We start from the raw sequence: 12,815 nt of genomic DNA on the forward strand, positions 1-12,815 counted from the left end.
CCTTTGGTCTTTAGTCTGCAAGGTCCGTGAACAGGTTGTCCGTCTCAAGGAAATCGAGCCGCTCCTGCTCTACCGTACCTTCATTGATATCTCGCACCTCGACCCGGCCATCGCCATAGCCGATCACGACCGCATCACAAATATCGATAAACAGCCCGTTTTCAACCACGCCCGGCATCTGGTTGATGACAAGGCTGAGTTGGCGCGGGTTGCCGATGCGTTGCAAATGCAGGTCCATGATATAGTTGCCCTCGTCCGTGACGAACGGGTGATCCCCGTTCATCCGCAAGCTGGACTGGCGGCCCAGAACGTCCATGGAAATAAGGGTTTCCTCAACGAGGGCCTGGGTGGTCTGCCAGCCGAACGGAATCACCTCGATCGGCAGGGGGAACGCGCCCAGATGTTCGACCTCTTTGCCGATATCGGCGATCACCACCATTTGATCAGAGGCGGTGGCTACTATCTTTTCCTGCAACAGCGCGCCTCCGCCCCCTTTGATCAGGTTCAGGTCCCCATCAAACTCGTCCGCGCCATCAATCGTGACATCCAGCCACTTCGCCTCATCCAGCGAGATCACCTCGATCCCCACCTCGCGCGCCAGATCCGCCGTGCGGGTCGAGGTCGGCACACCCTTGAACCGCAAGCCTGCATCGCGCACCTGTTCGCCCAGACAACGTACCAGCCATGCGGCGGTTGATCCGGTGCCAAGGCCGACGCGCATTCCATCCTCGACATAGTCTGCCGCCCGTTTGGCGGCGACGAACTTCGCCTTGTCGATGGGTGACAATTCTCCGGTCATGTTGTGACGACTCCCCATGTGTTGAGGCGCTTATACGATCCCACGCGGTGCGTTGCGACCCCCCAAGGCGTTTGGCGTTCACCTTGGCAGCCAGAGGGGCGCGGCACAACCAGACGACACGGGCGCGTCCTGTACGCGAACCATCATGTACGCCGTCAGGCACCCGGTCGAGTCGCGCCCCGCTCAGCTCGGCGTTTTGAGGGCGTTCATTGCATCCAGCACCTCGGACATCTCCACCGCGCCGTCGTGATCCAGATCAAAGGTCATCATGGCGCGCATCGCATCCGCAGCATGCGGGCCCATCGCGACATGTGCCTTGCGGCTGGCATGCGCGCGCATCTCGCTCCACGCGACAACGTGGTCGCCATTCACATCGGCCGCCCGAAACCAGACCAGCAACCGACCACGCATCGTCGCGCTCGCCGCCCGCAGCAACACGTTCAGCTCGGATTGGGTCACCCCCAGATCTCCGTTCAGATCCGCCTCAAGCAGGCGGCGCATCTCGCGGGCCCGCAGCCGGGCCAGTTCCGCCGCAATCGCCTGTTCGATATGGGACGCCCGCAAACCATCGCCGCCCCCATAGCCAAGAATCAGCCCCGCCGCCTCTTCCACGAAGGCTTCGGGGCGGGTGCGCATCCGATCCAGTGTCGTACCCGGTGTGCGCGCCACCAGCACATCCACCAACGCCTGCCCCGAAAGCTCCTGCGCCAAGGCAACACGCCAGGGCATCAAACACGCGATCAACGCAAAAACCGCAATAATCCATCGCATCGTGACATCCTCCTGCCCCGATCCAATCCCATCAGGGTTAAGTCTGGGTTAAGCCTGACCAAATCACAGACCAAACGGTCGTTTTAGGGCGGTGCACGGGGTCCACACCCGCGCTATCACTGGCCCATGACTTACGTGCTGCACTACGCCCCGGACAACGCATCGCTGATCGTGCGACTGGCACTCGACACTCTGAACGTGCCCTTTGAGACGGCGTTGGTGGATCGCGCGGCCCGCAGCCAACGCAGCCCAACCTACCTTGCGGTCAACCCCAACGGATTGATCCCGACGCTGATCAGCCCGCAGGGACCCGTCTTTGAAACCGGCGCGATACTGTTGTGGCTGGTGGACAGGCATGATGATCTGGGCCCCGGCCCTCAGGACACCCACCGTGCCGACTTCCTCAAATGGCTGTTCTTCTGTTCCAACACCGTACATCCGGCCCTGCAACTGCTATTCTATCCGCACAAACTGGCAGGCGACGCGCCGCAGGCCTGCAAGATCGTCACGACCGGGGCCAAGCGGCTGTTGCGCAACCATTTTTCGACATTGGAGACCACGCAGACCGAGGCCTTCGGGCAACGGGACATCACCGTGATCGACCTTTATGTCGCAACGATGCTCCGCTGGTGCGCGATTTACGGCCCCCAGGATCGCACGTGGTTTTCGCTTGCCGACACACCGGCGCTGGCGCGCATTTGTGCGCGCGTTGAGGTTCTGCCCGCCACACGCCGCGCCCAGATGGCCGAGGGGCTTGGCCCCACCCCATTCACCGCGCCCACACGACCCAATCCCCCGGAAGGATCTGCACTCTGATGTTTTTGTCCGTATTCGAGATGTTCAAGGTCGGTATTGGCCCATCCTCGTCCCACACGATGGGGCCTATGGTGGCTGCCGCACGGTTTCTGGAGATGATGCGCGCCTCACCCTTCCAGTTTTCAGGGCTCAGGGCGTCCCTGCACGGCAGCCTTGCCTTTACCGGGGTCGGACACGCGACAGACCGGGCCACGATCCTGGGCCTTGCGGGGTTTGTGCCCGACACCTACGACCATGACCGCGCCGAACAGGTGCTTGTGGATCTGCACACTACGCAAACCCTGCACCCTGACGGCCTCGGACCTTTGCGGTTTGATGCCAAAACCGACCTGATCTTTGACTACGACACGCAGCTTGCGGGGCATGCCAATGGGATGATCCTGATGGCCACAGATGCACAAGGGGACGTCACCTTGCGCCAAGTGTTCTACTCCATCGGCGGCGGCTTCGTGATGACCGAAGAAGAACTCGCCGCAGGCAAGGCCACGGATGAGGGCGCGCCCGTCCCCTACCCGTTCAAGTCCGCCGCCGAGATGCTGGAGATGACCGCCCAATCGGGTAAAACCATCGCACAGATGAAACAGGCCAACGAAGAATCCCGCGGCGGGGCCGAAAACCTCAAGTCCGGGACCAAGCGGTTGTGGCAGGTGATGAGCGACTGCATCGACCGCGGGCTTGAGACCGAAGGAACCCTGCCGGGCGGGCTATCGGTCAAACGCCGGGCCAAAGGCATCCATGACGCCCTGATCGCCGAGCGCGGAATGAACCAAAGCGCGCCGCATACGATTAACGACTGGATGAGCGTCTATGCCATGGCCGTCAACGAGGAGAACGCGGCAGGCGGTCAGGTCGTGACCGCCCCCACCAACGGGGCGGCGGGGGTGCTGCCGGCCACATTGCGCTACTACCTCGACCATGTGCCGGGGGCCTCGCAAGCGCATGTGCAGGACTTTCTGCTGACGGCCGCCGCCATCGGCGGGCTGGTCAAATTCAACGCCTCCATCTCAGGGGCCGAAGCGGGATGTCAGGCCGAAGTGGGCAGTGCAGCGGCCATGGCCGCGGCGGGGCTATGTGCGGTTATGGGCGGCTCCCCTCAGCAAATCGAAAACGCGGCAGAAATTGCGTTGGAACACCATCTGGGGATGACGTGCGATCCGGTGCGCGGACTTGTGCAAGTGCCCTGTATCGAGCGCAACGGATTGGGGGCCATCAAGGCGGTCAGTGCCGCCTCGCTGGCCCTGCGCGGGGATGGAACCCACCTTGTGCCGCTGGATGCGTGCATCGAAACCATGCGCCAGACCGGCGCAGATATGAGCGAGAAATACAAGGAAACCTCCTTGGGTGGATTGGCCGTCAACGTCCCCAACTGCTGAGGCACACGCGCGGCGGGGTCGGTGGGTGGGCGCCTTTCGCGACCGCGAAACAGTCCCACGCACCGCCCCGCACCCGTACGTTCTGACGCCAACCCGCATCACGTCCGCAGCAACTCCCACATTGTGTTCGTACGATCCGCTGCTACCGTGCGGCAATGACACAGGATCGTCCCTTCCTCGGCATCATGCTTATGCTGGGCTTTTGCACCGTGGCTCCGATGGGCGACGCGTTTGCAAAACTGTTGGGCGGGTCCATCCCGCTTGGGCAGTTGCTGTTTGTGCGCTTTGGCATTCAGGTCGTACTGTTGATCCCGCTGATCTGGGTGACGGGACGGGCCTGGCGGATGCGGGGGCGGGTGTTATGGCTGACCCTGCTGCGCACGGTGCTGCACATCGTCGGCATCGGGGCAATGTTCACGGCCCTCAAATTCCTGCCTCTGGCGGATGCCGTCGCCATCGCCTTTGTGATGCCCTTCATTATGATGCTCCTTGGCAAATACGTGCTGGACGAAGAGGTGGGCAGCCGCCGCCTTTGGGCCTGCGTGGTCGGGTTCGCAGGCACGCTGCTGGTGGTTCAGCCCAGCTTTGCCGAAGTCGGCTGGCCTGCCCTGCTGCCGCTGGCCGTGGCGATCAACTTTGCCTTCTTCATGCTGGTCACCCGGCAGATCGCGAAGGATACCGACCCCGTGGGTCTGCAAGCGGTCAGCGGGGTCATGGCGCTGGTGATCATGGGACCCATACTGTGGCTGACCCAAGGCGCTGACCTGCCCGCATTGCAACTCGTGGCGCTCGACACCTCGCTGCCCGCAGATCAGTGGACATCCCTGTTCACAATGCCCCTGTTCCAGCTGATCGCGATCGGGGTGCTTGGCACACTGGCGCATCTGCTGATGACATGGTCGCTGCGCTATGCGCCCTCGGCGACCCTTGCACCGATGCAATACCTCGAAATTCCGGTGGCCACGATCATCGGCCTTGCCATCTTTGGCGATCTGCCAAATGGGCTGGCGGCCATCGGGATCTGCATCACGGTTGGGGCGGGTCTGTATATCGTGTTTCGCGAGCGGGCCATCGCGCAGCTTGAGGCACGCACGCCAGCGCCCGTATGACCCCCGCCAGCCGCGCACGGGGCAGGATCACCAACATGCCGGGCGCATCCATCTGCAAGATCACCGGGCCTGTGGCCATATTCGACGTCCCGATCCGCGTGGCAGGATCAAAGCGCAATCCCTTGATCGGCCAATGCAATCCCTCTGACACACCGCCCACCGGCCCAAGGGGAAACAAGGACACGGTATCCCCGTCCTCGGTCGGCAGCGTCACGTCAGACGGGCAAAGGAACGTGATTTCGCTCGGCCCCAGCACAAGACAAGGGCGCTCCGGGCGCGCGGCCAGCCCATGAAGAACGGCGAGGTGATGGTCAACACGGCCCCCCGTAAAACCGACGGCGACGACCACAGGGGCCTCGATGTGGCGCAGGGCCTTGTCGAAATCCGTACTGTCCTGTTCGCTGACCTTGATCTGACGGTCAGGCGGAATGCGGGCAAGGGTCTGGGGCGACACACTGTCAAAATCACCGATGATGGCCGCCAATGCGACGTCGGCCCTGTCCGCCAGCTCAGCACCTCCATCAGCCGCGACGCAAGTGGGGGCCAAGGCCACGGCGTCCATGACATCCGCGACAGACGCCTCACCGCCGCCCAACAGGGTGATAGGGTCAAAACTGTGAACAATCCGCTTGGTCATGGGTTTTTAATGCATTTTTCGGAAACAGATCACAATGTCGCCGCGAAATGATACCCTCTTCGGCACAGATTCGGGCCGCTTTGGTCCGGCATTGCGCCCTATAGAAACCTCCGCAAATCGGCAGAGGACGAGCATCCGATGATAAATAACAATAAGATTTTGACAGTCTCCTACGGCACGTTTTCGTGCACGCTGGAAGGCTTTGACGATAGTTTCGGCACGATGAAGGCGATTGCAGAATATTTCCGCGATCTGGCCTCTGATGATCGATATTTCGGGGCCGAGCCACCGCAACCCGACGCCGAAATGCTGGCGCGAATCGCCGAACGCGAGATTTCGCGCCGCGTTGAAGCACGCGAAGACGAGGGCCGGATCGTACTGAGCGCGGGTGAGGCAGAGGTGGCCCAAGCGCCGCCCGCAGCCGTGCTTGCCCCTGTTGCCACACCCGAACCGGAGCAGGCCCCGGACATCGCCGAGGTCCAGGAAGCAGAAACTGAAACCACCGAGGACGCGATCGACGCCGACGTCGAGGAACCGGTTCAAGAGGACATCGTTGAAGCGGCCACGCCCGCCGTCGAAGAAATCACACCCGAGCCCGTGTTGTCCGACACGGTCATTGATGCCGATGACACCACTGACATCACCGACATCGAAGATAGTGCCGAGGCATTCTTTGCCGATGTCACCGAAGACGCGGTCCCGGAGTTGCGTGCTCAAGACGCCAGCAATGCCGTGGAAAATGCCGCCGCCCTTGCGCCCGACAGCATCGCAGCCAAGCTGCAACGCATCCGTGCCGTGGTGTCTCAGCATCAGGACGATGAAGACGAGCACGCGATGTTCGAAGACGAGCACGCCGAAGACCTCGCACCGTCCCATGACGTGGATGACGCGATTGACGCGGACACAGACCAATCCGCCTTTGTCGCCGAAACGGCGCAGGCGATTGAGGCTGCGCAGTCGGATGAAGATACGGCTGAGGCGGATGTCGCTGATGAAGAAGGCGATAATGACATCTCGTCGATCCTCGCGCGTTTCGACACAGATGACGATGCCGTGGCTGAGCAATCTGACCTGCCGGACGATATCTTGTCCGAGGAAACAGAAGAGACATCGCAGGACGACGACGATGATCTGGATCTCGACTCGCTGGCCGCATTGATGGCGCGCGATGCAGAGGACGAGGTGGACACCGCCGAGGATGACGAAAACCTGTTTGAGGACAGTGTTGAGGCTGCTGATACCGACGAAGACGCGGACATGGCCGCACCCGCCGCGCGCCGCGCCCGTGTGATCAAGGTCAAACGCGCCGAAATCGACGCCGCCATTGCCAAAGGTCAGATCGAGGAAGTCGCAGACGAAGACACGACCACCACCTCAACCTTGTCCGAGGATGAGGAAGCGGAATTGCTGGCCGAGCTTGCACAGGTCGAAGCGGAATTGCCCACCGACGCTCAGGACGCCACATTCGAAGATGACCTGGAAGATGATCTGACGGATGATGTTGCGGAAGACGTCATTGCAGAGGATGACATCGCAAAGGACGGCATCGCCGAAGACATCGAAGTCGCAGCCGAGGCAGAGGCAGAAGACACCAAAGTCAACGACGATGATGTCTCGCGTCTGATGGCCGAAGCGGACAACCAGATGGACGAGCCCGAAGGCTCAAGCCGCCGCAACGCCTTTGCCCATCTCAAAGCTGCTGTGGCCGCCAAAAAGGCGGATGCCGGGATTGGCAGCAAGGACGACGAGGAAGAAGGGGCGTTCCGCTCTGATCTGGCCTCGGTGGTCAAACCCCGCCGGCCCACCGCACCCAGCACCCGCGGCGAACGGCCTTCTGCCGAACGTCCCGCCCCTCTGAAACTCGTGGCGGAACAGCGCGTCGATGTTGAGACCGCACCCAAAGGCCCCGTGCGCCCACGCCGCGTCGCCGCCGTGCAAGAGGTGACCCACGACACCGAGGACGAAGGCAACTTTGCCGACTACGCCTCGGACATGGGCGCACACACCCTGCCCGACCTGCTTGAGGCGGCGGCAAGCTACCTCAGCTTTGTCGAGGGTCGCGACCAATTCTCGCGTCCCCAGTTGATGAGCAAGGTGCGTCAGGTCGAGGAACGCGATTTCAGCCGCGAAGACGGGCTGCGCTCGTTCGGTCAACTGCTCCGGGCCGGCAAGATCGAAAAGATCAAAGGGGGCCGCTTTACCGTGACAGGTGATATCGGCTACCGCCCTGATCAACGCGCCGCTGGCTGACCCAGGCCACCGCGAGAACCACAAAAAAGGCGCTCTTGTCGGAGCGCCTTTTTTTATGCTCTGTGACCGGCATGGCATTTCCTGATCAACCCACTCTGACAGGCCCGACGCTGCGTCTGCGCCCGCTGAGTGTTGACGACCACGCAGCCCTCGCCGCAGCCGCCAGCGACCCGGCGATCTGGGCCGGCCATCCCGCACGGGATCGTCACAAGCCAGACGTCTTTACCCCCTATTTCGACATGTTGCTTGATGCGGGCGGCACCCTTGTGATCACGGAAGGGGGTAGCGGTGCGGTAATCGGCTGCTCACGCTACTACCCCGCCCCCGAAGGTGCAGGCGAAATCGGGATCGGCTTCACTTTTCTGACCACCGCGCATTGGGGTGGCACCACCAACCGCGAACTTAAGACCCTGATGCTGGACCACGCATTTCGCCACGTGGACCGCCTGTGGTTCCACATCGGCCCCAGCAACATCCGCTCGCAAAAAGCGACGGCCAAACTGGGCGCAAAATACATCGAAACGCGTGAACGCTCCCTCGGTAAATCACCGGGGATGTGGATGTGCTACGCGTTGGAAAAATCAGTGTGGCAGGCTGCTCAGGCGTCAGGATCAGGCTGACCGATCCCCTTGAACACCGCTTTCAGCGGAAAGGCCCAGATCACCCCGAGGATGATGTAGATCAACAACTCAACCAGAAAGCCGGGCCGCTCGAACCAGCCCACGACCGTCACGGCCACCACGATGTAAAGCGGCACGCCCAGCATCAGAATTGCCAAAGCCAGCCGCTTTCGGGTCTTGTACGACAGTGCCATGTGCACCCCTTCAGTCCGCAAATGGGTCCCGGACGAGAATGGTGTCCTCCCGCTCGGGTGAGGTGGAAAGTAGGGCAACGGGGCAGTCGATCAACTCTTCGACGCGGCGCACATATTTGATCGCATTGGCAGGCAATTCGGCCCAACTGCGCGCGCCTTCGGTGGATTCCGACCAGCCGGGCATCTCTTCGTAGACGGGAGTGCAGCGGGCCTGCTGATCGGCGGCTGTGGGCAGATAGTCCAACTGCTTGCCGTCCAATTCATAGCCGACACAAATCTTGAGGGTCTCGAACCCATCCAGCACATCAAGCTTGGTCAGCGAAATGCCGTTCACCCCGCTGGTCGCGCAGGTTTGGCGCACAAGGCAGGCATCAAACCAGCCGCAACGACGCTTGCGCCCCGTGGTGGTGCCGAACTCATGGCCACGCTCGCCAAGGCGCTGGCCGTCCGCATCCTCAAGCTCGGTCGGGAATGGCCCTTCGCCGACACGGGTAGTGTAGGCTTTGACGATGCCCAGCACGAAATCAATTGCGCCGGGACCGACCCCGACACCGGTGGCCGCCTGCCCTGCAATCACGTTGGAGGACGTCACAAAGGGGTATGTGCCAAAATCAATATCCAGCAATGCCCCCTGTGCGCCCTCAAACAGGATACGCTTGCCCGCTTTGCGCGCCTCGGTCATCACCTTCCACACGGGGGCGGCATATTCGAGGATGGCGGGTGCCACCTCTTTCAACCTGGCGATCAGGCCATCGCGGTCGACAGGGTCCAGCCCCAGACCGCGACGCAAGGCGTCGTGGTGGATCAACGCGCGATCCACCCGCAATTCAAGCGTTGCCGTGTCCGCCAGATCCGCCACACGCACGACACGGCGGCCCACTTTGTCCTCATAAGCGGGCCCAATGCCGCGGCCCGTCGTGCCGATCTTGGCGACGGAATTCTGGGATTCGCGAGCCCGGTCCAACTCACCATGAATGGGCAGGATCAGCGGCGTATTTTCGGCAATCATCAAGGTTTTGGGCGAGATATCAACGCCTTGACCGCGCAGCGTTTCAATCTCCGAGATCAGGTGCCAGGGATCAAGCACCACACCGTTGCCAATCACGCTCAGCTTGCCGCCGCGCACGACCCCTGATGGCAGCGCATGCAGCTTGTAGACGGCCCCGTCAATGACCAGCGTGTGACCGGCATTGTGGCCCCCCTGAAAGCGCGCGATCACATCGGCGCGTTCGCTCAGCCAATCGACAATCTTGCCCTTGCCCTCGTCGCCCCACTGCGCGCCGACAACCACCACATTGGCCATGCTGATCCCTTTCATGCAAACCCGCGCCCGTATAGCGAGGCTGTGCGGCATGCGAAACCGGTATCTGACGCAAAGCCCGCGCGCATGTTTCTTTTGACCAAAAATACCGCCGCCGGAGGCATCCCGCAGTTGCAACACACCCGACTTCGCGGCATGAGCACGCCCATAACAACGCACGGATCACCGATATGGGCTTTCTCTGGCGCTGGCTGTTTGCCTTTGGGCTGTTGGCCGCAACCTACAATCCAACACCCTACAATTATGTGGCGTGGATCCGAGACTTCGGTCAGCGAAACCTGTCGATCGCGGTGCTGGCGGGGCTGCTCTTGCTGATTGGATACATCATCTACCTGCGCGCCACGCTGCGCTCGATTGGCGGGTTCGGCATGACCCTTGTGCTGGCCGTGGTCGGGGCGGGCCTGTGGGTGCTTTATGATCTGGGCGTGCTCAAGCTCGACAATCCCGGGCTAAACGTGTGGTTGGCACTCTTGGCGCTGTCTCTTGTCCTTGGGGTTGGTCTGAGTTGGAGCCATGTGCGCCGCTATCTGTCGGGTCAGGCAGATATGGACGACGTGGACGAGTAAGACGCGCCATATCACGGCCTAAGTAGGGGCGCTGCCCCCGGCCTGCGGCCTCCCCCGGCATATTTGTTGAACAATGAACGGCAAGGTGTCTTTCAGTCCAGCGTGACGGGTTGGCCGTGGGGTGTGGCCAGATAGGCCGCCTTCCATGCCGCGTGCGCTTCGCTCACCTTGTCTGGCGACGCCGCCCCCAATTCGGCAAGATAGGCTTCAAGCGTTTCCAGCCATGCAGCAAAATAGTCATCGCCCCCATTGAGGTCTTTGCTGAGCCCGTGCGTCTTGAGTGTGGCCCCGAGCCGCGCGGCCCAGTCCGGCCATGCGAAGACGCCCGCCTCATTCAGATGCACCGTCAGGGCAAAGACCTGCGCATGCCAGGGGGCCTCAAATACGGGCTCGGGGATCATGCGGGAGCCAGATAGCTGTCCCACAGATCAAGGATTACCTCGTCCTGGGGATGTTCGGGATGCGCCCAGATATCAACCGCGCGCACAGCCACCGCATAAAGCGGCTCGGGGGCCTCGCCCAAGCGGTGCGCGTTGCTGTCGGGCAAGACGTGGCTGCCATGCATCCGCACGATGGTCCCCTTGGCCCCTGCCGCGTATCCGGGCAAGCGGGTGTGGCCACCGGGCACGGTTACGTTTTCGGCCAGCGCTCTGATCTGGACAGTATCGCCGGGCACAAACCGCGCAGGCACCGTGCTTGGTCGATCCGCAGGGCCTCCTTTTGCCAACATGGCCGCAACCGCATCGCGTTTCAGCCGTTTGGCGGCCAAGGGGCTGTCCCCCAATGCCTTGCCTTGCGCCAACTCGTCAGCACTCAGCGCGCCCCTTTCCACCAGCAAATCAGCCAGCGCCGCCATCCACTTTTCGTAATAGGAAAACCGCGCATAATCCATCGGGGCCAGCGACTCGCGGGCATGGCGCGACACATCGATGTTCCACAGACCAAGCGTGCCGCACGCAACGGTCACGGCCAATGCACGGGGATGCCAGTCGGCGTGGAATATCTCGCCCTCGGGTTCGGGCACCACGGCCCCGTCGCCAAAGCGTCCGCCCATATCATGCACCCGGCTCATGGAGTGCCCGCCAGCGCGCAGCCGATCATCGCATCGCGCGAGACCAAATCCATCAGACCCGCCTCATCCAGCCCCTCAGCCCCTTCGGGCCGCATGGGCAACACCAGATAGCGCACCTCGGCTGTCGAATCCCAGACCCGCACGGCGGTGTCCTCGGGCAGAGTCACTCCGAAATCGGCAAGCACCTTGCGCGGTTCGCGCACGGCCCGCGCCCTGTAGGCGTCGGACTTGTACCATCCCGGCGGAATGCCAAGCAGCGGCCACGGGTAACAGGAACACAAGGTACACACGACCATGTTGTGCACCTGCGCCGTGTTTTCGACCACCACCATATGTTCGCCCTGGCGGCCGTAATATCCCATCTCGGACACGACGGCATCCGCGTCTGCCAGCAGCGCCGCCTTGAAGTCCGGGTCCGTCCAGGCGCGCGCCACCACATGAGCACCGTTGTGCGGCCCGATCTGGTTTTCATAGGTGTCGATGATTTCGTCCAGCGCGGCGGGATCGATCAGCCCCTTCTGCGTCAGGATGGTTTCAAGCGCCTTGACCCGCAACGCAGGGTCGGACGGCAACAGGCTGTGCGGGTGAGCGTGGTCAGAATGGTCATGGGGCATAGTGCCAACTTTGCGGCAGTCGAACCCAAATATCCACCCGTTTTTGCACGCACCCCGACCGACCATATCCAGCCGCACGGGCCCACAGGCAAAAGGCGACTTGCGGGAGGGGGCGATCTTGCATAGATACCGCCCATCGCGCAGCTTGAAAGGGCAATTCCCCCACATGGAAAACGTCGTTCTCATCGTCCATCTGATCCTCGCGCTCGGCCTGATTGCCGTGGTGCTGATGCAGCGCTCCGAAGGGGGCGGTCTGGGCATGGGTGGCGGCGGCGGTGGTGGTGCCATGACGGGCCGTTCGGCAGCGTCGGCCCTGTCCAAGGTGACCTGGGTGCTGGCGATCTGCTTTATCATCACGTCGATCACGCTGACGATCATCGCTGCGCGCAACGCATCCGGCACCTCCGTGATTGACCAGTTGGGCATCACGCCGCCTGCACAAAACGCGCCCGACGCGGACCTTGCCCCGCCCGGTGGCGATCTGTTGCCGCCGACCGCAGGTGACGACGCCCCGCTGGTGCCAAGCGCCGATTGACGAAATCTTGAGGGCAATCAACGCGCTATAACATCATCTAGCGCACGCCTTGCCCCCTGAACGCGAATCCTGTTATACTGAGGCCCCGTGGGGAGCGTTCATTTGCGCCGCCCGCATCTGGCCTTTGCCTGCATGAAC

At 62.1% G+C, this 12,815-nt stretch carries 15 protein-coding genes; 7 read left to right on the forward strand and 8 right to left on the reverse strand.

The features are described from left to right. Window positions 1–10: 10 nt before the first annotated feature. Together rpiA and Q0859_RS09600 are read right to left on the reverse strand one after the other, a co-directional pair. A complete protein-coding gene (gene rpiA / locus Q0859_RS09595) occupies window positions 11–799 on the reverse strand; it encodes a ribose-5-phosphate isomerase RpiA (RefSeq protein WP_299150312.1) in 789 nt (262 codons plus the stop codon). A 183-nt stretch (window positions 800–982) separates the two neighbouring features. Then, window positions 983–1,528: a hypothetical protein gene (locus tag Q0859_RS09600; RefSeq protein WP_299150318.1), complete on the reverse strand. Its 546-nt coding sequence runs from the start codon at window positions 1,526–1,528 to the stop codon at window positions 983–985. Between the two features lie 168 nt (window positions 1,529–1,696). On the opposite strand from Q0859_RS09600, the gene Q0859_RS09605 reads away from it, so the two are divergent. The 3 genes from Q0859_RS09605 (at window position 1,697) to Q0859_RS09615 (ending at window position 4,868) form a co-directional block, all read left to right on the forward strand. After that, window positions 1,697–2,386 (forward strand): glutathione S-transferase family protein, encoded by a 690-nt coding sequence (locus tag Q0859_RS09605; RefSeq protein WP_299150321.1) that lies wholly within the window; start codon window positions 1,697–1,699, stop codon window positions 2,384–2,386. Next, window positions 2,386–3,759, forward strand: coding sequence for an L-serine ammonia-lyase (locus Q0859_RS09610; RefSeq protein ID WP_299150324.1), 1,374 nt, complete (start codon window positions 2,386–2,388; stop codon window positions 3,757–3,759). The genes Q0859_RS09605 and Q0859_RS09610 overlap by 1 nt, the downstream gene beginning before the upstream one ends. A 155-nt stretch (window positions 3,760–3,914) precedes the next feature. Then, complete coding sequence (locus tag Q0859_RS09615; RefSeq protein ID WP_299150327.1) at window positions 3,915–4,868, forward strand: DMT family transporter; 954 nt, start codon at window positions 3,915–3,917, stop codon at window positions 4,866–4,868. Here the strand turns inward: Q0859_RS09615 and Q0859_RS09620 are convergent. Then, on the reverse strand, window positions 4,786–5,505 hold the full coding sequence (locus tag Q0859_RS09620; protein ID WP_299150329.1) for a thiamine diphosphokinase: 720 nt from the start codon (window positions 5,503–5,505) through the stop codon (window positions 4,786–4,788). The genes Q0859_RS09615 and Q0859_RS09620 overlap by 83 nt on opposite strands. 138 nt (window positions 5,506–5,643) lie before the next feature. On the opposite strand from Q0859_RS09620, the gene Q0859_RS09625 reads away from it, so the two are divergent. Next, window positions 5,644–7,755, forward strand: a complete 2,112-nt coding sequence (locus Q0859_RS09625; RefSeq protein ID WP_299150331.1) for a hypothetical protein — start codon at window positions 5,644–5,646, stop codon at window positions 7,753–7,755. 71 nt (window positions 7,756–7,826) lie between these two features. Continuing rightward, complete coding sequence (locus tag Q0859_RS09630; RefSeq protein WP_299150334.1) at window positions 7,827–8,375, forward strand: GNAT family protein; 549 nt, start codon at window positions 7,827–7,829, stop codon at window positions 8,373–8,375. Here Q0859_RS09630 and Q0859_RS09635 read toward each other — a convergent pair. Together Q0859_RS09635 and Q0859_RS09640 are read right to left on the reverse strand one after the other, a co-directional pair. After that, entirely contained in the window at window positions 8,354–8,569 is a 216-nt protein-coding gene (locus Q0859_RS09635; RefSeq protein ID WP_299150336.1) for a DUF2842 domain-containing protein, read from the reverse strand. The genes Q0859_RS09630 and Q0859_RS09635 overlap by 22 nt on opposite strands. A gap of 10 nt (window positions 8,570–8,579) precedes the next feature. Continuing rightward, complete coding sequence (locus Q0859_RS09640; protein WP_299151433.1) at window positions 8,580–9,872, reverse strand: adenylosuccinate synthase; 1,293 nt, start codon at window positions 9,870–9,872, stop codon at window positions 8,580–8,582. Between the two features lie 188 nt (window positions 9,873–10,060). Between Q0859_RS09640 and Q0859_RS09645 the strand changes: the two genes are divergently transcribed. Then, window positions 10,061–10,456 carry a DUF6524 family protein gene (locus tag Q0859_RS09645; protein ID WP_299150338.1) on the forward strand — a complete coding sequence of 132 codons (396 nt, stop codon included), beginning with the start codon at window positions 10,061–10,063 and terminating at the stop codon, window positions 10,454–10,456. A gap of 92 nt (window positions 10,457–10,548) precedes the next feature. Here Q0859_RS09645 and Q0859_RS09650 read toward each other — a convergent pair whose 3' ends face one another. The 3 genes from Q0859_RS09650 to nthA are packed head-to-tail and all read right to left on the reverse strand — an operon-like array spanning window position 10,549 to window position 12,142. Then, window positions 10,549–10,857, reverse strand: a complete 309-nt coding sequence (locus tag Q0859_RS09650) for a nitrile hydratase accessory protein (RefSeq protein ID WP_299150340.1) — start codon at window positions 10,855–10,857, stop codon at window positions 10,549–10,551. After that, the gene (nthB, locus tag Q0859_RS09655; protein WP_299150343.1) at window positions 10,854–11,528 is read right to left on the reverse strand and encodes a nitrile hydratase subunit beta; all 675 of its coding nucleotides are present in this window, start codon (window positions 11,526–11,528) and stop codon (window positions 10,854–10,856) included. The genes Q0859_RS09650 and nthB overlap by 4 nt, the downstream gene beginning before the upstream one ends. After that, window positions 11,525–12,142, reverse strand: coding sequence for a nitrile hydratase subunit alpha (nthA, locus tag Q0859_RS09660; RefSeq protein WP_299150346.1), 618 nt, complete (start codon window positions 12,140–12,142; stop codon window positions 11,525–11,527). Before nthA ends, nthB begins: the two co-directional genes overlap by 4 nt. Window positions 12,143–12,308: 166 nt before the next feature. Between nthA and secG the strand changes: the two genes are divergently transcribed. Further along, window positions 12,309–12,677: a preprotein translocase subunit SecG gene (gene secG, locus Q0859_RS09665; RefSeq protein WP_299150349.1), complete on the forward strand. Its 369-nt coding sequence runs from the start codon at window positions 12,309–12,311 to the stop codon at window positions 12,675–12,677. Window positions 12,678–12,815 lie beyond the last annotated feature (138 nt).

It is taken from the genome of uncultured Tateyamaria sp. (assembly GCF_947497045.1).
Classification (GTDB): Bacteria; Pseudomonadota; Alphaproteobacteria; order Rhodobacterales; family Rhodobacteraceae; genus Tateyamaria.

What these genes read in the sequence shown, in the direction of transcription:
- rpiA (WP_299150312.1), bottom strand. Translation starts at nt 799, where the DNA reads ATGACCGGAGAATTGTCACCCATCGACAAGGCGAAGTTCGTCGCCGCC.
- Q0859_RS09600 (WP_299150318.1), bottom strand. Translation starts at nt 1,528, where the DNA reads ATGCCCTGGCGTGTTGCCTTGGCGCAGGAGCTTTCGGGGCAGGCGTTG.
- Q0859_RS09605 (WP_299150321.1), top strand. Translation starts at nt 1,697, where the DNA reads ATGACTTACGTGCTGCACTACGCCCCGGACAACGCATCGCTGATCGTG.
- Q0859_RS09610 (WP_299150324.1), top strand. Translation starts at nt 2,386, where the DNA reads ATGTTTTTGTCCGTATTCGAGATGTTCAAGGTCGGTATTGGCCCATCC.
- Q0859_RS09615 (WP_299150327.1), top strand. Translation starts at nt 3,915, where the DNA reads ATGACACAGGATCGTCCCTTCCTCGGCATCATGCTTATGCTGGGCTTT.
- Q0859_RS09620 (WP_299150329.1), bottom strand. Translation starts at nt 5,505, where the DNA reads ATGACCAAGCGGATTGTTCACAGTTTTGACCCTATCACCCTGTTGGGC.
- Q0859_RS09625 (WP_299150331.1), top strand. Translation starts at nt 5,644, where the DNA reads ATGATAAATAACAATAAGATTTTGACAGTCTCCTACGGCACGTTTTCG.
- Q0859_RS09630 (WP_299150334.1), top strand. Translation starts at nt 7,827, where the DNA reads ATGGCATTTCCTGATCAACCCACTCTGACAGGCCCGACGCTGCGTCTG.
- Q0859_RS09635 (WP_299150336.1), bottom strand. Translation starts at nt 8,569, where the DNA reads ATGGCACTGTCGTACAAGACCCGAAAGCGGCTGGCTTTGGCAATTCTG.
- Q0859_RS09640 (WP_299151433.1), bottom strand. Translation starts at nt 9,872, where the DNA reads ATGGCCAATGTGGTGGTTGTCGGCGCGCAGTGGGGCGACGAGGGCAAG.
- Q0859_RS09645 (WP_299150338.1), top strand. Translation starts at nt 10,061, where the DNA reads ATGGGCTTTCTCTGGCGCTGGCTGTTTGCCTTTGGGCTGTTGGCCGCA.
- Q0859_RS09650 (WP_299150340.1), bottom strand. Translation starts at nt 10,857, where the DNA reads ATGATCCCCGAGCCCGTATTTGAGGCCCCCTGGCATGCGCAGGTCTTT.
- nthB (WP_299150343.1), bottom strand. Translation starts at nt 11,528, where the DNA reads ATGAGCCGGGTGCATGATATGGGCGGACGCTTTGGCGACGGGGCCGTG.
- nthA (WP_299150346.1), bottom strand. Translation starts at nt 12,142, where the DNA reads ATGCCCCATGACCATTCTGACCACGCTCACCCGCACAGCCTGTTGCCG.
- secG (WP_299150349.1), top strand. Translation starts at nt 12,309, where the DNA reads ATGGAAAACGTCGTTCTCATCGTCCATCTGATCCTCGCGCTCGGCCTG.